General features: G+C 41.2%; 19 protein-coding genes, 1 tRNA gene and 1 riboswitch. Of the genes, 17 read left to right on the top strand and 3 right to left on the bottom strand.

The window, feature by feature from the left end; translation table 11 throughout:
- Positions 1-3: 3 nt before the first annotated feature.
- The 7 genes from fliH to KO511_RS02255 all read left to right on the top strand — a co-directional run bounded on the left by fliH (position 4) and on the right by KO511_RS02255 (position 5,457).
- Positions 4-753 (top strand): flagellar assembly protein FliH, encoded by a 750-nt coding sequence (gene fliH / locus KO511_RS02285; protein WP_215985871.1) that lies wholly within the window; start codon positions 4-6, stop codon positions 751-753.
- Positions 746-2,092, top strand: coding sequence for a FliI/YscN family ATPase (locus KO511_RS02280; protein WP_215985870.1), 1,347 nt, complete (start codon positions 746-748; stop codon positions 2,090-2,092). The genes fliH and KO511_RS02280 overlap by 8 nt, the downstream gene beginning before the upstream one ends.
- Positions 2,093-2,101: 9 nt before the next feature.
- Positions 2,102-2,548 carry a flagellar export protein FliJ gene (locus tag KO511_RS02275; protein ID WP_215985869.1) on the top strand — a complete coding sequence of 149 codons (447 nt, stop codon included), beginning with the start codon at positions 2,102-2,104 and terminating at the stop codon, positions 2,546-2,548.
- A 173-nt stretch (positions 2,549-2,721) separates the two neighbouring features.
- Positions 2,722-3,690 carry a M23 family metallopeptidase gene (locus tag KO511_RS02270; RefSeq protein ID WP_215985868.1) on the top strand — a complete coding sequence of 323 codons (969 nt, stop codon included), beginning with the start codon at positions 2,722-2,724 and terminating at the stop codon, positions 3,688-3,690.
- A complete protein-coding gene (locus KO511_RS02265; protein WP_215985867.1) occupies positions 3,576-4,016 on the top strand; it encodes a bactofilin family protein in 441 nt (146 codons plus the stop codon). Before KO511_RS02270 ends, KO511_RS02265 begins: the two co-directional genes overlap by 115 nt.
- Before the next feature lie 255 nt (positions 4,017-4,271).
- Entirely contained in the window at positions 4,272-4,997 is a 726-nt protein-coding gene (locus KO511_RS02260) for a winged helix-turn-helix domain-containing protein (protein ID WP_215985866.1), read from the top strand.
- Positions 4,984-5,457: a hypothetical protein gene (locus KO511_RS02255; RefSeq protein WP_215985865.1), complete on the top strand. Its 474-nt coding sequence runs from the start codon at positions 4,984-4,986 to the stop codon at positions 5,455-5,457. The genes KO511_RS02260 and KO511_RS02255 overlap by 14 nt, the downstream gene beginning before the upstream one ends.
- Positions 5,458-5,507: 50 nt before the next feature.
- Here KO511_RS02255 and KO511_RS02250 read toward each other — a convergent pair whose 3' ends face one another.
- Both KO511_RS02250 and KO511_RS02245 read right to left on the bottom strand, forming a co-directional pair.
- The gene (locus tag KO511_RS02250) at positions 5,508-6,089 is read right to left on the bottom strand and encodes an outer membrane beta-barrel protein (protein WP_215985864.1); all 582 of its coding nucleotides are present in this window, start codon (positions 6,087-6,089) and stop codon (positions 5,508-5,510) included.
- A gap of 637 nt (positions 6,090-6,726) precedes the next feature.
- Positions 6,727-6,802: transfer RNA gene (locus KO511_RS02245), tRNA-Asn, on the bottom strand.
- 552 nt (positions 6,803-7,354) lie between these two features.
- Between KO511_RS02245 and uvrB the strand changes: the two genes are divergently transcribed.
- From uvrB to luxU, 3 genes are all read left to right on the top strand, one after another.
- The gene (uvrB, locus tag KO511_RS02240; RefSeq protein WP_215985863.1) at positions 7,355-9,385 is read left to right on the top strand and encodes an excinuclease ABC subunit UvrB; all 2,031 of its coding nucleotides are present in this window, start codon (positions 7,355-7,357) and stop codon (positions 9,383-9,385) included.
- 328 nt (positions 9,386-9,713) lie between these two features.
- Positions 9,714-11,108, top strand: a complete 1,395-nt coding sequence (gene luxO / locus KO511_RS02235; RefSeq protein ID WP_215985862.1) for a quorum-sensing sigma-54 dependent transcriptional regulator LuxO — start codon at positions 9,714-9,716, stop codon at positions 11,106-11,108.
- Between the two features lie 4 nt (positions 11,109-11,112).
- Entirely contained in the window at positions 11,113-11,451 is a 339-nt protein-coding gene (gene luxU, locus KO511_RS02230) for a quorum-sensing phosphorelay protein LuxU (protein WP_171359885.1), read from the top strand.
- Here luxU and yvcK read toward each other — a convergent pair.
- Complete coding sequence (yvcK, locus tag KO511_RS02225) at positions 11,437-12,324, bottom strand: uridine diphosphate-N-acetylglucosamine-binding protein YvcK (protein ID WP_215985861.1); 888 nt, start codon at positions 12,322-12,324, stop codon at positions 11,437-11,439. The genes luxU and yvcK overlap by 15 nt on opposite strands.
- A 179-nt stretch (positions 12,325-12,503) precedes the next feature.
- Positions 12,504-12,638, top strand: a riboswitch (molybdenum cofactor riboswitch).
- Between yvcK and moaA the strand changes: the two genes are divergently transcribed.
- From moaA to KO511_RS02190, 7 genes are all read left to right on the top strand, one after another.
- Positions 12,627-13,613, top strand: a complete 987-nt coding sequence (moaA, locus tag KO511_RS02220) for a GTP 3',8-cyclase MoaA (RefSeq protein WP_215985860.1) — start codon at positions 12,627-12,629, stop codon at positions 13,611-13,613. Its footprint overlaps the riboswitch before it by 12 nt.
- Before the next feature lie 84 nt (positions 13,614-13,697).
- On the top strand, positions 13,698-14,210 hold the full coding sequence (gene moaB, locus KO511_RS02215) for a molybdenum cofactor biosynthesis protein B (RefSeq protein ID WP_215985859.1): 513 nt from the start codon (positions 13,698-13,700) through the stop codon (positions 14,208-14,210).
- A 9-nt stretch (positions 14,211-14,219) separates the two neighbouring features.
- Complete coding sequence (gene moaC, locus KO511_RS02210; protein WP_215985858.1) at positions 14,220-14,699, top strand: cyclic pyranopterin monophosphate synthase MoaC; 480 nt, start codon at positions 14,220-14,222, stop codon at positions 14,697-14,699.
- Positions 14,696-14,941: a molybdopterin synthase sulfur carrier subunit gene (gene moaD / locus KO511_RS02205; protein WP_215985857.1), complete on the top strand. Its 246-nt coding sequence runs from the start codon at positions 14,696-14,698 to the stop codon at positions 14,939-14,941. Before moaC ends, moaD begins: the two co-directional genes overlap by 4 nt.
- The gene (moaE, locus tag KO511_RS02200; RefSeq protein WP_215985856.1) at positions 14,942-15,391 is read left to right on the top strand and encodes a molybdopterin synthase catalytic subunit MoaE; all 450 of its coding nucleotides are present in this window, start codon (positions 14,942-14,944) and stop codon (positions 15,389-15,391) included.
- 56 nt (positions 15,392-15,447) lie between these two features.
- Positions 15,448-15,651 (top strand): nitrate/nitrite transporter NrtS, encoded by a 204-nt coding sequence (nrtS, locus tag KO511_RS02195; RefSeq protein WP_215985855.1) that lies wholly within the window; start codon positions 15,448-15,450, stop codon positions 15,649-15,651.
- Between the two features lie 569 nt (positions 15,652-16,220).
- A complete protein-coding gene (locus tag KO511_RS02190; RefSeq protein WP_215985854.1) occupies positions 16,221-18,944 on the top strand; it encodes a hypothetical protein in 2,724 nt (907 codons plus the stop codon).
- The last annotated feature ends 150 nt before the right edge of the window (positions 18,945-19,094 follow it).

The raw sequence follows: 19,094 nt of genomic DNA, 5'->3' as shown, positions 1-19,094 counted from the left end.
CCCATGTCACTAACCGAATCTGATTTTATTGAGCTCTCAGCATCAGGCTATCGTATCCATCGTTTTCCTCCTTTGGCCAAGCCAATAGAAGTCGATGACAGTTTTGCTCTTGATGATAATTGGCAGGATCCACAAGCTGATATTCAACACAAGTTGCAACAAGGTTTTGAGACGGGACTTGAACAAGGGCATGAAGAAGGGCTTCGCCAGGGCTTAACTCAAGGGCAGCAACAAGGTTTACTTGAGGGGCAGAAAGAGGGGTTTCAGCAAGGCTTTGTTTCAGGAGAACAGTCAGGTAAGCAAGCGTTTGTTGAAGCTACCAAACCTGTTAATGCCATTTACCAATCTTTATCGCATTGGCAAGCAGAACGTGAACAGCAACAAAGACATATTATTTGTGAGCTGGTTCAGAAGGTGGCTCAACAGGTTATTCGAGCGGAGTTGACTTTGATACCACAACAGATTTTATCTCTAGTTGATGAAACGTTAGAGGCGATACCGGGTAAAACCGAAAAGGTTACGGTTCATCTTAATCCGCAAGATTTAGACCGTCTTGAACAAATTAACACGGAATTTGCTAAAGAATGGAAGCTAGTAGCAAACCCAGATCTACAACCAGGTGGTTGCCAATTGGTCACAGAAGATGCTGAGGCTGATGCAAGCTGTGACTCGCGTTTGCAGGCTTGTATGGATAATGTAAAGCAGCATTTGCTCGATGAAGTCACTCAAATAAGTGAAGAGGCCAATGACTAACTCACAAGCTTTTGATCTGCTTTCCGAGCGTACCAATGAAGCGATTGCATCACTTGACTCGATTCCAATTGCTCGAGTTACAGGCAGGTTGGTAAAAGTGACGGGCACCATGCTTCAGGCTGTGGGTTGCCGTTTTAAACTGGATCAACGTTGCCTCGTTGAAACCTCTCAAGGCGATATGATTGAAGCTCAAGTTGTGGGCTTTGATCATGCCATCGCTTTTTTGATGCCGATACGACGCCTTGGCGGTTTATTTGCTGGAGCAAAAGTAATACCGCTGGATGGAGATAGCACAATTGAATTGGGGGAACACTGGTTAGGACGGGTCGTCAACGGATTAGGAGAGGTGTTGGATGATGGCCCGGTATTGCGCGGTGGCGATCGTGTCTCCTTGGAACCCAGAGTCATCAACCCGCTAAAGCGCAGGCCTGTTGACTCTCCGCTAAATATAGGTGTTCGAGCAATTAATGGGCTGATCACGGTTGGCAAAGGTCAGCGTATTGGTTTGATGGCAGGAAGCGGGGTAGGCAAAAGTATGTTGCTCGGTATGATGGCTCAAAATACCGAAGCGGATGTAATTGTAGTGGGTTTAATCGGTGAGCGTGGGCGTGAAGTTCGTGAATTTATTGAAACTAATTTAAGTAAAGAAGCGCGCAGTAAAGCCATTATTGTTGTTGCGCCCGCAGATGAATCGCCGTTAATGAGATTGAGAGCGACATTGCTCTGTCACCGAGTTGCAGAGTATTTTCGTGATAAAAGCAAAGATGTGTTGTTGGTGATGGACTCTCTAACGCGTTATGCCATGGCCCAACGTGAGATTGCATTATCTTTGGGAGAGCCTCCAGCAACCCGTGGCTACCCACCCTCGGTATTTAATGTTTTGCCGCAATTACTCGAGCGTTCGGGTAATGGGGAGAACCCGATTGGAAGCTTGACAGCAATTTATACCATTCTTGCTGCAGGGGATGATCAACAAGATCCCGTGGTCGATTCAGCGCGAGCGATTCTAGATGGCCATGTTGTTTTGTCTAGAAAATTGGCAGAGCAGGGGCATTATCCTGCAATAGATATTGGCGCTTCTATCAGCCGCTGTATGAATTCATGCGTACCAACTGAGCATTTGGCACTTGCCAATGAGTTCAGAAAAGCATATTCCAGCTACCTTGAAGTGAAAGACCTCATCCCTTTAGGCGGTTATCAGCCTGGGCAGGATCCTAAATTAGATAGTTATGTTGTCATGTACCCTCGACTCAGTATGTATCTTCAGCAAGAAGCAGACTGCTCGGTTGATTTTCCACAAAGCTTAGCAGAACTGGCGCAATTGTTTCAGCAGACATAAGGGAAATGAATGCAGTCAAAACAGAAAGCGATAAAGACACTTTGTAGATTAGCATACAAGCAACGTGACCTAATGTGTAGTGAACTTGACACTCTACAGCAGCAATGTCACCAAGCTAGTTTGCGTATGCAACAGCTGTTAGAACTAAAAAATCAGACTCGCCGTAAAGGCTCAATAAATGTGCCTTTTCATCGGGAGATATTACTCAATCAATGCCGAGTTGATGGGGCACTCAGTAAGATGATTGATCACCAGCAATATGAACTTCAATTGATGCATGCCCAACACCATTCGATGCAAAACACAATTAAGCAAAAGCAGCTCATAATTATAGGCCTTGAGAGTCAATTAGAGGCTTGGCACCAAGAACAAAAAATGGCATTGCAGAAACATGAAGATGTGTTGTTAGAAGAGGCGATAAATAATGGCGCCGCATGTAAAGTGTTAGCCATTTAGGTCGTTTATTGGGTTGGTATCAATAAGCGACCTAAACCAAGCTGTGATTAAATAGCGCTACCATCTCTGGAATGAGCCTTCAGACTCTCGAAAAAGCCACTTTTTCTATTCCATGTCATTGATAAAATTTGACTGAGTTTGCTAGTTCAATCGGCCTAGTGATAGAGGATGTTATGCAGCCTGCACATTTTACAGTCATGGTTCCAAGTTATAAAGGAACACGATTTTTTATTTTTTCTCAACCAAGGGTGACAGCCATTAAGTATGGTCTTGGGGTTATTTTGGTGACTATCGCCAGTTTAATTGCAGGAGTGTCAATACTCGCAGGCAATATGTCTGATTCAAGCCAAGAAAAAACTTACCTACTCAATAAAGCCGACTCACTTGAAAAAGCATTGAATCTTTCTTATGAATCTCAAGATGATTTAGAGCTGAGTCTAAATAGGAAACAGCAGGACCTTGTCTATATCGCTGATAAGCTCAGTGATATTGAATCTGCCTTGGCTTTGCCCAATGAGTCTTTGAATCTAAGAGAAAGAGTAGACAATGCCGCGTTGGCCACTGCGGTTCGTCATCAAATGATGCAGATGATACCAAATGGGAGACCAGTTAAGACAGGTTATCTCTCTTCACACTATGGACATCGAATTCATCCGGTGACTAAGGTAAAAAGTATGCATCGGGGCATTGATTACGCGGTGAATGTTGGGACACCAATATTTGCCCCTGCTGAAGGTGTTATTGACGTTGTCAGGAAAAGTAATAAGGGCTCTGGGAACTTTCTTCGAGTGGCTCATTCTTACGGTTTTACTTCATCTTATTCACATCTCAGTGCGTTTAAAGTTAAGCGTGGTGAATATGTAAAAAAGGGTCAATTAATCGGCCTAGCAGGGAATTCGGGGTTATCGACGGGTTACCACCTTCACTATGAAATTCGCTTGGTTGGGCGCTCTCTAGATCCGTTGCCTTTTACCAAGTGGGAAATGAATGATTTTGATGCGATTTTTAAATCGAGCGAGGATGTACAATGGGATTACTTAGTAAACAGAATAGAGAATCAAATGGTCACAGTTCTCAAACTGTCATCGCAGAAGGCACCTTTATCGAAGGGCAACTCAAACTTACTTGCCACATCCAGATAGATGGTCAGGTAAAGGGTAATATAGAAACAGATAGATGTATTACCATTAGTGCTACGGGCTCAGTGGAAGGTGCAATACGTTGCGAATGCTTGATTGTTAATGGTCGCTTTTTAGGTAAAGTGTATTCCAAAACCTTACAAATACTTGAGCACGGATATCTTGAAGGCGAAGTCTCGGCGACCGAGTTTACGATAGAAAAAGGTGGCGTATTTTTGGGCAGCTCAAAGAATATAAAAATAGACGAAGTGGTTCCCCTAGAGAGTGTGAAGAAACATGATAAAACACTACCTCAGCAAAGTAAAAAAGACGCACAACAATACGCTTGACGGGAACTGAAATTAAAATGAAAAAAGCCGTGTTTTGCCCGCATGGCTTTTGTTTTTTTGATAAGTTTATTTATATTAACCTGCGCTAAGCTTTAAGTAATGTTATTTTATTGTCATAAAGAGGTCCTTTAGTTCAGATAACTCACCTGTTCCTTTATGACAGGTAACGTACAAATCCAAGTGCGAGATACCCTAGCTTGGAATATGTGCTCTTGATTGACTAAGGCCATTTTTGCATTTGGAACAAGGATAGACGTGACTAGCCAGTATACATGTGATGATTTGATATTTAACGTAGAAAAAATGACGGTGAGTACCACGCACCATAGTCGTTCTCTTAACTACAACGAATGTTTATTACTAAAAACATTGTTAGACAATGCCAATCAGGTATTGGGAAAAGAAGCGCTTAAGTCGGCAGGTTGGCCTGACACCATAGTGACGGACTCTTCCTTGCAAAAATCGATTCAGAAGATCCGTTTAGTGATTGCTATTTCTAACTCTGTTGAATTAAAAACTGTGGTGGGAGTTGGGTATATGCTCTCGTGTAATTGCGCTGAGTGGGTGGCAGAAGCAGAGAATACTTCACATCCAGAGCCTAAAAGTAACAAATGGCAACCCACTACATGGGCCAAATTAGTGCTTGGTTTATCCAGTGCTGTCTTGCTTAGCGCGTCCGCACTTGAATTTACTAAGGTGACCAACACTCGTCTAGTTTCTTATCTCAATCCCAATTACGAAATAGTTAATCTTGATGGCAAGAAAGTACTTCGCAAGCATGGAACTGAGATCCCTGAACCAGTATTAGAAGCAATTAAGTCATCCAAATGTGACTGTCTTTTCTTCTTTGGTCGCAACAAAGATACGGGACGTTACCATATCTCAGTACATAACAAGGCATCTCACAGAAGCGAAACCTACTTGGTAGAAGAGGTTATGTTCCCCCAATTAGCCAAGGAGTTAATCAATGAAAAGCCTTAAAATCTGGATAGGGATTTTTATTGCCTCACTGCTTGTTTATGCCAGCTCTTGGTATTTTAGTAGTCAGCAACTGTTGATTGAAGGGCGTTATGTGGCACGTATTCATGGATATTCTACCACCAATGGCCAGTGGAGAGAGAGACTAGAGGTTAACCTTGATCGTGAGCGTATTGAATCGACCATTTCCGTGGAAGGGGATGGGCTTGAAGGTGTGGCATTGTTTGCAGTTAATGGTGAGGTAACACAAGCTAAGGACGGAGCTTTTGAGCTGTCCTATTCAACTGATCCTATTCAAACATCAAAAGTGATTGATGGCTACCATGCGGTCAGTTATACCTCGCTGTTTTTATCGGGCAAGTCAAGTAATGTACTGGTTTATCAGGATGAAGATATTGTTATGCTCGAGGGGCCAAGAAGTTCGGTGATGTTAACTCGCAGCCGTGATTCTGTGTTGAGATAAAAAAACTCCCGGCAAAAGCCGGGAGTGATAAGGACAGTGTTTAGCTTCAATTAGAAGTGGTATTGAATGTTAGTCATTACAGTGTAGTCGTCAACGATTTGTACATATAGAGCGTCAGATTCATCAGCACGTTCAGCATGATGGAACGTACGACCGATTTCCCCGCCTACACTCCAATTTTTTGCGAACCTGTAGTCTAAACCTGTTTGTAGTCCGTAAATAAAGCCGTTCATTTCATTTGAGTCACCATCATCATAGTCTTCAAATGTTTCATAACCTACATGGCCACCAACAGTCCAGCTTAATTTCTCAGAGATAGGGACTAGATAGTCATAGCTCACCTTTAAATCAACTCTGTCTTCCTTTCCATCTTCTACGTCTATTTCGAGAGGGTTGTACGCTAGGCCCATTTTAATACGGTGATGATCATTAATAGTTACACCACCACTCATTCCCAGAATCTCGGAACGATCAAGCTTTGCTGCTAGGCCCATTGCTTCAATTTCACTATTTAAATGCACACCCGCATCAAAACCGACAAAGTAGTCATAGGTATTTTCTGCACTTGCACCAAATGTAGTTGCTGCTGCCAATGCGCCTAAAGCGAAAAGTTTTACTGTTTTGTTTTGCATAATGGTTTTCCTAAGTATCTAAAGCTAACAAGTAGCTAACTCTGTTGTTATGTCGTTATCGATGGTGTTATCGATATCGATCTTGTTATCAATTTTGTTTCACGCTGCGGTGAAAGTGGTGACTAAGTTAGAGCCTTGAGTCTAAAAACAGAAAGGAATTACACGGAATCACGCAGAAAAAAAACAAAGCCTAATTTTTTATTTATTTTTGGTTTTTTGTCATTTTAAGTTGCTGTTATTATTGTATTTTAATTTTTTGTTGATTTTTTGTCTTAGTGGTTAGCTGTGTATTTTTAGAAAAAAACGGATTAATTTCCGCGTTAATTTACTCTTTTCTTTGTCATTACGTCATAAAAAAGCGATAGAGCTGTATTTTGAGAATGGTTTTAGCAGAAAAGAGCGCAATGGTTTATGTAAATGGATGGCAAGCTGTGATGTCTAGCTTTCGCATATCGATAGAAAAAATAGGAGGCTGCAGTCATCAGGTTTTTGAAAATTGAACAAACCTTAATGGCCAATGAGCGATTGAGTATAGAGGTTGGCTTAAAAACGTAGCCAGAAAGCGTTTGGCCAGTCAGTCAAGAAAAAAGATAGAGAGTAAAATGAAAAAAGACGCCTTAAGGCGTCTTTTTAAATGTGGCTCCCCCTGCGGGACTCGAACCTGCGACATACGGATTAACAGTCCGCCGTTCTACCAACTGAACTAAGGGGGAATTGCTCTAAAGCGCCGTGAATATTAGCGATGAGGCACTTTAGTGTCAACTATAAAATGGTATGAAAAAGTGATTTTTTTTTACAAAAATCACTTTACTTTTTTGTAGGCCTTTTGGAGAAAAGGCTAAATTTAGTTATCCACCAAAATTGTGGATAACCATGTAGATTGATGTGGGGAAATAAAAGAAAGCCACATGGGTAGGTATTTCTAAGTATAGAAAAATACTAATTAATTGCTTGTAAAAATTTGTATTTTAATGTTTTTATTGGCTTTATTGGTGGTTTTCATCGGTAGTAATAAAAACATATCTATGTGGTTCATTTCAGAGCACCCATAGCCCTGTGGATAAGCTGTGGTTTATTTGTGTGGGTGTTTAAGAATACTACAGTATACGAAACTGAATGTATCAGTGCGTCGACTGCCTAGTTTCGGGTGTATGCTTGATTTGATATCAAGAGAAAATGCATTTTTTTATTTTGAGCTATTGTATCTGTATATATATACAGACAAAATAGACTCAGTCATATTGTTAGAGTAGATCGAGGAATATATGAGCAAAGTGTTTGAGTTGATCTCTGATTACCAGCCATCGGGTGATCAACCTACAGCGATTCAACAGCTATTTGATGGTTTAGATTCTGGTCTTGCTCACCAAACACTGTTAGGGGTCACGGGATCTGGTAAAACATTTACCTTAGCCAATGTTATAGCTAAGGCTCAACGCCCTGTGATTTTGCTTGCACCTAATAAAACGCTGGCTGCACAATTATATGGAGAAATGAAAGCTTTTTTCCCAAATAATGCCGTGGAATATTTTGTTTCTTATTATGATTATTATCAGCCTGAAGCTTACGTTCCAACAACGGATACATTCATTGAAAAAGATGCATCCGTCAATGCCCATATCGAACAAATGCGTTTATCGGCAACCAAAGCGCTACTTGAACGTAAAGATACCATTATAGTGGCGTCAGTATCTGCGATATACGGACTTGGCGATCCTCAATCTTACCTGCAGATGATGTTGCATGTTCGTCGGGGTGATGCCATGGTTCAGCGTGACATCTTGCGTCGCTTGGCGGAGCTGCAATATAGTCGCAATGATGTGGCATTTGAGCGGGGTCAGTTTCGAGTTCGGGGGGAAGTAATAGATGTGTTTCCCGCGGAGTCAGATCAGGATGCAGTTCGCATCGAAATGTTTGACGATGAAATTGACTGTATTAGCATTTTCGATCCATTAACTGGCGCAATAAAGCAAAGAGACTTACCACGTTTCACTATTTATCCCAAAACACACTATGTGACGCCACGGGATAAAATCCTTGATGCAATAGAAAACATAAAAATTGAGTTGGGTCATAGAAAAAAATACTTGTTAGACAACAATAAGCTATTGGAAGAACAACGTATTTCTCAGAGAACACAATTTGATGTTGAGATGATGACTGAGCTGGGTTTTTGTTCTGGTATCGAGAACTACTCACGTTATCTCAGTGGACGTAGTGAAGGTGAACCACCTCCGACCCTTTTCGATTATTTACCTCATGATGGGTTACTCGTTATTGATGAATCTCATGTGACGGTTCCTCAGATAGGTGCTATGTATAAAGGTGATAGATCACGCAAAGAAACACTCGTAGAATTTGGCTTTCGGTTGCCTTCAGCACTCGATAACAGGCCTCTAAAATTTGATGAATTTGAATCTCTTGCTCCTCAAACTATTTTTGTTTCCGCAACACCTGGCAATTATGAATTGGAAAAATCAGAAGATGAAATTGCTGATCAGGTTGTTCGGCCTACTGGGCTTTTAGATCCTGAACTGGAAGTTAGGCCTGTGGGAACTCAGGTTGATGATTTACTCTCTGAAATTCGTATCCGTGAAGCGAAAGACGAGCGAGTATTAGTGACTACATTAACTAAGCGTATGGCAGAAGATCTCACTGAATACCTCACTGAACATGATGTACGAGTTAGATACCTCCACTCGGATATTGATACAGTGGAGCGGGTGGAGATTATTCGGGATTTAAGATTAGGCGAGTTTGATGTGTTAGTGGGTATCAACTTGCTACGTGAAGGGTTAGATATGCCGGAGGTGTCGTTAGTTGCGATTCTGGACGCTGACAAAGAAGGTTTTTTGCGTTCTGAGCGTTCGCTCGTCCAGACGATTGGCAGGGCTGCTCGTCATATTAATGGTAAAGCGATTCTTTATGCAGATAGAGTGACCAAGTCGATGCGTAAAGCGATCGATGAGACCAGCCGCCGTAGAGCTAAGCAGCAGGCGCACAATCATAAGATGGGAATTGAACCTCAAGCGCTTAAGCGTAATGTTAAAGACATTATGGAGCTTGGAGATATTGCTAGAAGCAAAAAGCAGCGAGTAGTGAAGTTTGTTCCATTATCTAAGGTGTCTGAGCCAACACAGCTATATACAGAAATGACGCCTCAAGAAATAGACAAAAAGATTGCTCAGCTCGAAGCACAAATGTACCAACATGCTCAAGATCTGGAATTTGAGTTTGCAGCGCAAAAACGAGATGAAATAGAAGCGCTACGCAAGCAATTTATTGCTAATAGCTAAGTAAGCAATATGTCGGGCAGCTGGGAGAGTTGACCACAATGAGCATATCGTCAGCTCAAGAATGTTTAGATATACCTGATTACTTATCAGGCAAAAAAAAAGCCAGTAGTAAAACTCTAATGGCTATATATGTGAATAATATATTCACTAACAACGTCAGTTGGCTAGGTGACCCTTGCGGGTCAATTATTAGATATGCATTTAACATGCCAATTACTTAGCCCTCTATTTACTGGGTTTTTTTCGCGGTTTTTATACTTTGCATTTGCAAAATGCAAAGCGTAATGCAATCATTTATACAACTTGCAACAAAAAGTTCGGCTTAATTATGCAACAAGATACTGATATACAGAAGTCAAAATATTTGTTGATGGTGGAAGATACTGCTTCAGTAGCAGCATTATACCGCTCTTATCTTACTCCCCTTGGTATCGACATCAATATTGTTGGTACTGGGCGGGATGCAATTGAAAGCCTTAGCTTTCGTACTCCTGATCTAATCTTACTTGATCTGAGGCTTCCCGATATGACGGGGATGAATGTTTTGCATGCGGTAAAGCAAAAGAATGCTGATATTCCAGTTATATTTATGACTGCTCATGGCTCAATTGACACTGCTGTTGAAGCGATGCGTCACGGAGCTCAAGATTTTCTAATCAAACCTTGTGAAGCTGATCGACTGCGCGTGACAGTCAATAATGCGATTCGTAAAGCAAGCAAACTTAGAAATGCGGCTAATAATCCTGGCAACCAAAACTACCAAGGCTTTATTGGTAGCAGCCAGACTATGCAGGCTGTTTACCGAACTATAGATTCTGCAGCTTCGAGCAAGGCTAGTATCTTTATCACAGGTGAGAGTGGAACGGGGAAAGAAGTTTGTGCTGAAGCGATTCATGCGGCAAGTAAGCGTGGCGATAAACCTTTCATCGCGATTAACTGTGCAGCAATCCCTAAAGATCTTATCGAAAGTGAGCTCTTTGGTCATGTGAAAGGAGCTTTTACTGGCGCTGCGACTGACAGACAAGGCGCTGCAGAGTTAGCGGATGGTGGCACATTGTTCCTTGATGAATTGTGCGAAATGGACCTAGATTTACAAACTAAGCTTTTGCGTTTTATCCAAACAGGAACATTCCAGAAAGTGGGTTCTTCGAAAATGAAGAGTGTGGATGTACGTTTTGTTTGTGCTACAAACCGTGATCCGTGGAAGGAAGTTCAAGAGGGGCGGTTTAGGGAAGATCTATACTATCGACTATACGTTATTCCATTACATTTACCTCCATTGAGAGCGCGCGGAGATGATGTCATAGAAATTGCTTATTCTCTTTTGGGCTTTATGTCCAAGGAGGAAGGCAAAGATTTTGTTAGGCTCACACCAGAGGTGGTGAATCGTTTTGCGCAATATGAGTGGCCTGGTAATGTTCGTCAGTTGCAAAACGTATTGCGTAATGTTGTGGTTCTGAATAATGGAGAAAATATATCAATGGATATGTTACCTCCACCACTTAATGTGCCGACGGATAATCAGATCAGGGTAAACTGGGATAAAGAAGAAAATTTCACAGTTAATGATATCTTCCCTCTCTGGTTGACAGAGAAGAAAGCGATTGAACAAGCTATTGATGCCTGTGATGGGAATATCCCCAAAGCCGCAGGCTATTTAGATGTCAGCCCGTCGACGCTTTATCGTAAGCTTCAAAATTGGAATGTAAAGGAAACACAATAATAGAATGGAATTACTTAACAAACATAAGCTAGACCAACTGGCGAGTGAAATTGGTGCCAGCAATGTCCCTATATTACTCGACATATTTCTTAATGAAATGACTCAGTACATAGATGCTCTTAATGATGACGATAGAGACCAAGAAGCGTATTTAAAAGAAATTAGCCACGCATTAAAAAGTAGTGCCGCTAGCTTCGGAGCTGAATCTCTGTGTGCTTTTGCGATAGAAATTGATGCAAAATCAAAACTTGATGAAGTACTTGATGTTACAGAAGAGCAAGAGAAGATGATAGCGCTACTGTATGAAACACAGCAGCGCTATAAAACCTTACTCGATAAGTAATGATTCAATAACGGATTGAAGTTTATCCCTGTCGTGTCGCCATTCTCGGTTAGGGGAGGCGAGTGAGGTCGTAAAACAGTTCCAGTTGCTTAACTCTGGGTGTTTTCCTTCTCCCACAATGATATCTATTTTTCGTCCTCGACAGGCTCTTTCGCACCATTCCAGCTTTTCTTTTAAGCTCATTTTACCTGCCGGTCCAGATTCAGGTGATAGATTCTCAATAAATATGAGTTTTGCGTCTGAATTAACTTCTATGGCACGACCAATTTCGGGCAGAAGCAATGGAGGCATGATACTGGTTAGAAAGCTGCCGGGTCCAAGAATAATAGCGTCAGCTTGCTCGATGGCAAGTACACCCTCGCTGGTCGCTGGAACTTCTGGCCAAAGGTCTAGCCGAACGAGTCTCTCAGCCATTTCGTCGACACTGGTTTCCCCTGTTACCCATTGACCGTTTTTGGCGAGTGCTTTTAGGTCTGAAGGATGCTCTGTCATTGGAATAATATTGATATCAACTTTTAGTATATTTCGTATCAAATTAATCGCATCTAATGGGCGCACCGAGAGGTTGTCGAGTGCGGTTAACATTAAATTGCCTAAATTATGTCCATCCAGTTCACCTGCACCTTTGAAACGATATTCGAACATCATTGAACTTATAGAAGGAGAGGTAATCAGCTGGTTAATACAATTGCGAGTGTCTCCCCAAGCTATGCCGCCTTGACAGTGACGAATTCTGCCTGTTGACCCACCGTTATCCGTTGTTGCAACTATGCCAGTAGCGTTTTCTCCAAAATCCTTTAAGGCTGAGAGTATACGTCCTAGGCCATGTCCGCCCCCGATAGCAACCACATGCTTTTCTTTATACAAAGTCATTTAGCGTATTCTTAGTTTTTCATCTTTATCTACAATCTAGAATAATTGATTCACTTAAAGTACTCAATATGGCGTATTTAAGTGTTCGGTTAAAATTTTATTCTCCTTAGGGTAGAAACAGACATAGATATTCAGTATTTTATTGTTAGCTACTGCTGTCGGCCTTGAGTCATAAAGCAGTTGCCATAACTCCGAGTTTACCGAGCTAAGTTCATTAAGAATAGGCGCGCTAAGCCAGTGACATGTTGTCACCAGGGCATGACTAGAAATGATTATGCCTCCCGTATTTGGAAAGGTGTTCCATGGCACAACATTTTGAAGATAGATTTCAGCGCAAATTCTATTATTTGCGTCTTTCGGTGACCGATGTTTGTAATTTTAAATGTCAATATTGCCTTCCTGATGGTTATAAACCTTCGGGGAAAAGTAACACATTTTTAACTCTCTCTGAGATTCAGCGCATTGCAGATGCGTTTGCTAGTTGTGGGACTTCTAAAGTACGTCTCACTGGTGGTGAGCCAAGCTTACGTAAAGATTTTACAGACATTATCCAAACTGTGGCACAAACAGAGGGGATTACTCGTGTTGCGATGACCACTAATGGTTACCGGATGAAAAAGCAGGTTGAAAACTGGAGGTTAGCCGGGCTTACCAATATCAATGTAAGTATGGACAGTATTGATCCTCGAATGTTTTATCAAATTACAGGTGAAAATAAGCTTCATGATGTGCTTTCAGGGATTGATCGTGCATTTGAAATTGGCTTCCAGCAGATTAAAGTCAATGTAGTGTTACTTAAAGGTATGAATTCTCAATCGTTGCCAAGTTTTTTACAGTGGATTAAAGGTAGGCCAATACAGCTGCGCTTTATCGAATTGATGCAGACTGGCGAGATGGACCAGTTATTCCATGAGCATCATGTATCGGGAGTATCAATTCGTAATCTATTAATTGCAAATGGCTGGCTGCAAAAGGAGCGCGCGAATTACGATGGACCTGCTCAGGTGTATTATCATCCTGATTATCAAGGAGAGGTAGGCTTGATTATGCCTTATGAAAGAGGTTTTTGCTCAAGCTGCAACCGCTTGCGAGTGTCAGCAAAAGGAAAGCTTCATCTATGTTTGTTTGGCGAACATGGTATTGATCTGCGCGACTTATTGCAGCAAGATTCTCAGCAGGTGCCATTAATAGAACGTATCCAAAGCCATTTACAGACTAAGGCTGTCAGTCATTTTCTTCATGATGGAAATTCGGGCATGACACCGAACCTAGCGTCTATTGGCGGCTGAACGTTTTTACCTTTGCAATCATTTCAGGCTTAACCAAACGGAATGTTTGGTTGAATAACAATTTTAGAATAAATAGGTGGGCTAATGGGACACGCGGAGAGTAAATTTCAACCAGCTAATATCGCTGTATTGACAGTATCTGATACACGCACAGAAGAAAACGATACTTCTGGTGCCTATCTTGTCGAGAGTGCTATTCATGCTGGGCATGAGGTTATAGATAAGCAAATAGTCATCGATGATAAGTATAAGATTCGCGCCATAGTGTCGCAGTGGATTGCAGATTCGAGTGTACAAGTGGTAATGGTCACCGGAGGGACGGGCTTTACTTCTCGAGATAGTACACCTGAAGCACTGATCCCATTGTTTGATAAGAAGATAGAAGGCTTTGGTGAGTTGTTTCGCCACGTATCTTATCAAGAAATAGGCACTTCAACGATTCAATCGCGTGCTGTGGGTGGATTTGCTAATCATACTGTCATTTTCGCTATGCCAGGTTCAACAGGCGCTTGTCGCACTGGGTGGAGCAATATTATTGAGCCACAGTTGGATGCACGGCACCGGCCTTGCAACTTTATGCCACATATAGGTGAATAAGGAGTCTTTATGAGTGAGCTAACCCATATTAATGCTTGTGGTGAAGCTAACATGGTTGATGTTTCTGAAAAAACATCAACGGTGAGAGAGGCACGTGCAGAGGCATTAGTCTATATGTTGCCGGAAACACTAGAGTTAATTATTTCTGGTCAACATACCAAGGGTGATGTGTTCGCAACGGCTCGTATAGCCGGTATTCAAGCGGCGAAAAGAACTTGGGATCTGATCCCTCTATGCCACCCGCTTTTATTGTCAAAAGTTGAAGTGCAGATTGAAACAATTGAGACAGAAAGTGTGGTACGTATTGAGTCCATGTGTAAATTAGCAGGTAAAACTGGTGTTGAGATGGAAGCGTTGACAGCAGTTTCTGTTGCGGCTTTAACCATCTATGACATGTGCAAAGCCGTACAAAAAGATATGGTTATTGGTCAGGTTCGTTTACTAGAAAAAACAGGCGGTAAGTCAGGCACATTCAAGGTAATAGCATGATAAAGGTTTTGTTTTTTGCTCAAACTCGGGAATTAGTTGGTACTGAAAAGTTAGAAGTGGAACCCTGTTTTGAAACAGTGGAAGCATTGCGAGCGAGTCTTGCTACTCAAAAAGGGAAGTGGGATTTGGCGTTAGATCCAAGTAAATTGCTTGCAGCTGTTAATCAGTCAATTGTCTCACTTGAACACCCTCTGAATGAGGGTGATGAAGTTGCTTTTTTCCCTCCGGTTACAGGAGGATAAATGGAACGTGTGTCAGTACAATATGAAGACTTTTCAGTTGGAAATGAATATCAAATGCTCGCCGGGGATAGCGCTACCGGTGCTATTGTGACATTTGTAGGAAAGGTGCGTGATATGAATCTTGGCAAAAATGTGACTGGCTTATCTCTTGAGCATTATCCAGGAATGACAGAAAAGGCGCTGGTGGCGATTTGTGATCAAGCAGAACAAAGGTGGCCCCTTTTCAGTATTCGTGTTATTCACCGTGTTGGCGATCTTGAAGTTGGCGATCAAATAGTATTTGTCGGTGTGTCAAGTGCTCATCGAGGAGACGGATTTGAAGCATGTGAATTCATAATGGATTACCTTAAAACTAAGGCGCCTTTTTGGAAAAAAGAGCGCACGGATGGAGCGTCTCGGTGGATTGAATCGAGACATACTGACACGCTTTCTGCTCAGCGCTGGGAGTGATCGCCTAGGGTCCGTTTGTCGATATAGCCGTAATGAGTTGTTTTAAAGGAGCTATTATGAATAGGCAGATTATAAAACGGGCCATACTGATCGCTATTGTGGTGGGAACATTACTTAATATTATCAACCAATATGACTCATTTGTGGGCGATAGTTCTTTCAACTGGCTTAAAGCAATACTGACGTACTGTGTTCCTTGTTGTGTTTCACTATTTAGTAGTTGGTTGGCAGTTCGTGACACCAAGGATAATGGTCAATAGATTCAGATAGTATTTTGCTGAGTGAGAATGTATCCATTAAATCAAAGACAAACACTGAGGAGAAAAAATACAACGGCCAATTTTACATCCCTATTTCAAACATCCTCCCTGATACGAACTTCTACTATATGCCGATGTTTTCTTAAACTGAATAAAAGCTCTATATATTATGTTAATACTTTATTAACGCTGCATGGTTATTTTCTTTCTCTTAAGTATTAATTTGACAAGTAAAATTAAATTCTCATATTCAAGAACTAGTCACTTATCATATTTTTATTGAGTGGTTTTTATTTTATGCCGTTTCATTTAACTTAAAATAAACTTTTTATGTACACTTTTATCAAATAAGTCATTATTTTGGTTGTGAAAATCTTGGAAAACTTATGAAATGCAGCTCAACTTAACAGTTGAAACAATGCATTAACATATCGAGGTGCATTTTTATTCATTATATGGTTGTATGAATAGCATGTTATTTCACCACACCTGACTATCGAATTGATATAAGTCGTTTTTATTTTGGATTAGTTAGTGTTTTGTAACCTGAAGATGAGGGTTGTATTACTATGAGAACAAGCGCAATTGTTAACCTTAATAGAAGTGAGAGTACTAGTCCTGCCAATTCATCACCACCCAAAAATGTTTGGCAGGAAGTGGGAAGAAATATTAAAAATGTTACCCAGGTAATTGGCTCTACTCAGTCTGATAAAAGCCCAAATAAACGCCATCGAGCGGCAAGTGTTTCTTTACAAGATTGTAAACCGAACAAGACTATCCGTCTATCACGGTCAAATAGTGCGCCGACTCTAACCACGTTAACAACCGCTGACAATAATACGCTACCTGAGGTTCAATTAAGTAGCCTAGATAAAGGTAAAGGCAGTACGCCAGAGCGTCGTGTTATAGCAAAAGACATCAAAACCATTCAACATGCATTTGCTAAAGAAATGGCGAAGTCACCGGTTAGCTATCAGAAAGCAATAGGTATTCTGGAGACACAACTAGAACCGACGCTAAAAAAATATCAGGGTAGAGACGGTCATTTATCTTATCAAGATACAAAACAAGTGCATGTCGCATTTAAAAAGCTGGCTAAGCAATTACCTCAAGGCGAGCTAAAAGAGTTATGTACCATTCTGACTCAGCATACTAAATGTGATTGGATGCAAATAAAGCATGAGAAGTTGCAATCTAAACAGTTAGCAGAATATCTAGAACTAGGTAAGCCTGGGGCAGGTAAAGCAACGACATATAGTGCTGGTGTGAATGCAGGAGCAAGTTTATTGGCAGTACCGGGGACTGACGTTAAAGTAGGTCCTTTTGCTGACTTATCATGGGGTTTGTCAACTGAAAGACGATTTAATTCAGATGATGAAGGGCTAGTGTTTGAGGAAAAAAGTCATGGGGTGAGTGCCGGTTTGAAAGCTGGCTTACAGGCTAATCTATCGAAAACAGTTGGTCTAAATGCGCAAGTTAACGCTTCAGGGCAGGGAAATCTGACCTACTTTAAGGAATGGAACAACTCAAAAGATTATATTGCACAAAATGGACCCGATGCGAAAAAAACCGAAGCGCTAAAAAAACAAAAGCAATTAGCTTCTAATAGCCAGCATAGGCTTAATGATTTATTGAAATCTGCCTTGAAGATTAATGCTAATGTTAATGCACCCGCTCCAGAGAGAACCAAGCCACTTACAGGTTTTTATACGACAAAGGCTGGTGATGTCGGGGTGTCAGTAAATGCGGGTACCTCTTTCAATGTTGGCGCTCTCGATGTTAACTTTGGTGGTGGATTTGGTGCTAGTCGTTCGAAAAGCACCACAGATATCTACGAATTCGTACCAAACCAGCTGGCTGATGTTGTGCTGAAAAACAAAGCCAAGTTAGATGAACTACCGGATAATTTCACTCACCATGCAAAACAAATATTAGCAACTAGTAATGACCCCAAAGCGGCCATTGGGGGGCTGAACTTGTTAAAAAGAGAAGTAAGTGACTACTATGAAGCAGTTCAAAAATACGACTATTTTAAGTCATCTGGTAGTGCTAAAAAATCTGAATTAAAAGCGTTACGAGACCAAAAACATGCAATTGAAAATCGCTGGGGAGCGATTGGACGGCATCAGTTTTTACAGTTTGCATCTGCCTCTCATGCACTTTTTGCTAGTACAATAATGCCAAACAAACATCTAGTCTCTGGAATAAACTCAAGCAGAGAACAAGAATTATCAAACTTAATTGGTCAAACAGGTGTCCTAGTACAGAATCCTTCCATTGATTATTCCAAATCAAGGCTGGACAAAATTGCCACGTTTGAGCAAGAAATCTATTTGCAGGTAGCCGATACTCGGTCTAGTTTCTCAATCACCGCTGGTCCATTCAAAGGTCAGTTGGATATAGTCGAGCGTCAGCGTATTCACCCTAGTAGAATTCGTGAAGGTCGTTATATTGATGTTGTTTTAACCGGTGCTGTAGCAAGCTCACTTCAAGGTTTGGTTAATGGAGCCACAATTAAAGAAGCGATAGCTCAACAGGGAATTGAGTTACCTGGAGACCTTGATATTGCGCCTGATATCGGAGCTGGCGTTTCATTCTCACACACAACTCGTTTCTTTAAGCCAGATTATAGTAAGGCCGAAGATTACCAAGGCAAGAAAGATTGGCGTAAACAGTTTACTCGCTCCTCTAAAACTCTATCGGTGAATGCAAATGTTGGTGGCTCTGGTACGGTTGCAGCAGGCGTGCATGCGGGAGCAAATATTGGCATTAACAAGAATAAAACGACGATAATCGGTGAGAAAATCGCCAGTGATGATCTTACCTTTACCATGGTACGATTTAATCGTTTATACCGTGATGCTAAGTTAAATACTGATAATGCAGAATGGAACCAATTCTTTACTGACAATAAAGCTCAGTATAAAAAGATGTTCTCTCTCCTTGGTTCTGAAGAGCACCTAATGAAAGAAGAAGTGAAATTTTTCTTCAATGAGTTGATTGAACGTGCCCCAGAAGCACAAAAACAGGACCTTATTCAACGAGAACAAACGTTTTTTGACACTATGGCAGAATATCGAGCTGACGAAGATAATGAGCACAAGTTTGATATTGCTCGTGGCTGCTTAGAAGATTACTTAGAGAAGCAAACCGCCCCTTGGTGGGAAGCTCATACTAATCGCTGGAAGGACTTAGAATTTAAATCCAGTGCAGATTCTGGGCTTGATTTGAAGTCGAGACTCATCAAAGGACTTGGTGTACACCTCAGAGCCAATAAGCTTCAACGCCAATAAATTTTCATAGTGATTCTATTGCAGCTCTTTAAATTCAGTGGAGTAAGCGTGATTTATGCTTATTTTATTGAGGTAGACATAACGTTCATTGAATGGATACTTTTATGTGATAGGCCAGAGCTATTAGAAAAATTGTTGATTTCAATTTAG

Origin of the sequence: Vibrio hepatarius, from assembly GCF_018860525.1 — a bacterium.
Lineage (GTDB): Bacteria > Pseudomonadota > Gammaproteobacteria > Enterobacterales > Vibrionaceae > Vibrio > Vibrio hepatarius_B.
This window is presented reverse-complemented; position numbering and strand designations above follow the sequence as displayed.

Coding starts and splice junctions, on each gene's coding strand:
- KO511_RS02265 (WP_215985867.1), top strand. CDS start 3,576: ATGGGATTACTTAGTAAACAGAATAGAGAATCAAATGGTCACAGTTCT.
- moaD (WP_215985857.1), top strand. CDS start 14,696: ATGATAAAGGTTTTGTTTTTTGCTCAAACTCGGGAATTAGTTGGTACT.
- KO511_RS02270 (WP_215985868.1), top strand. CDS start 2,722: ATGCAGCCTGCACATTTTACAGTCATGGTTCCAAGTTATAAAGGAACA.
- nrtS (WP_215985855.1), top strand. CDS start 15,448: ATGAATAGGCAGATTATAAAACGGGCCATACTGATCGCTATTGTGGTG.
- KO511_RS02275 (WP_215985869.1), top strand. CDS start 2,102: ATGCAGTCAAAACAGAAAGCGATAAAGACACTTTGTAGATTAGCATAC.
- luxO (WP_215985862.1), top strand. CDS start 9,714: ATGCAACAAGATACTGATATACAGAAGTCAAAATATTTGTTGATGGTG.
- KO511_RS02280 (WP_215985870.1), top strand. CDS start 746: ATGACTAACTCACAAGCTTTTGATCTGCTTTCCGAGCGTACCAATGAA.
- KO511_RS02190 (WP_215985854.1), top strand. CDS start 16,221: ATGAGAACAAGCGCAATTGTTAACCTTAATAGAAGTGAGAGTACTAGT.
- KO511_RS02255 (WP_215985865.1), top strand. CDS start 4,984: ATGAAAAGCCTTAAAATCTGGATAGGGATTTTTATTGCCTCACTGCTT.
- uvrB (WP_215985863.1), top strand. CDS start 7,355: ATGAGCAAAGTGTTTGAGTTGATCTCTGATTACCAGCCATCGGGTGAT.
- moaB (WP_215985859.1), top strand. CDS start 13,698: ATGGGACACGCGGAGAGTAAATTTCAACCAGCTAATATCGCTGTATTG.
- KO511_RS02250 (WP_215985864.1), bottom strand. CDS start 6,089: ATGCAAAACAAAACAGTAAAACTTTTCGCTTTAGGCGCATTGGCAGCA.
- moaA (WP_215985860.1), top strand. CDS start 12,627: ATGGCACAACATTTTGAAGATAGATTTCAGCGCAAATTCTATTATTTG.
- yvcK (WP_215985861.1), bottom strand. CDS start 12,324: ATGACTTTGTATAAAGAAAAGCATGTGGTTGCTATCGGGGGCGGACAT.
- moaE (WP_215985856.1), top strand. CDS start 14,942: ATGGAACGTGTGTCAGTACAATATGAAGACTTTTCAGTTGGAAATGAA.
- moaC (WP_215985858.1), top strand. CDS start 14,220: ATGAGTGAGCTAACCCATATTAATGCTTGTGGTGAAGCTAACATGGTT.
- luxU (WP_171359885.1), top strand. CDS start 11,113: ATGGAATTACTTAACAAACATAAGCTAGACCAACTGGCGAGTGAAATT.
- fliH (WP_215985871.1), top strand. CDS start 4: ATGTCACTAACCGAATCTGATTTTATTGAGCTCTCAGCATCAGGCTAT.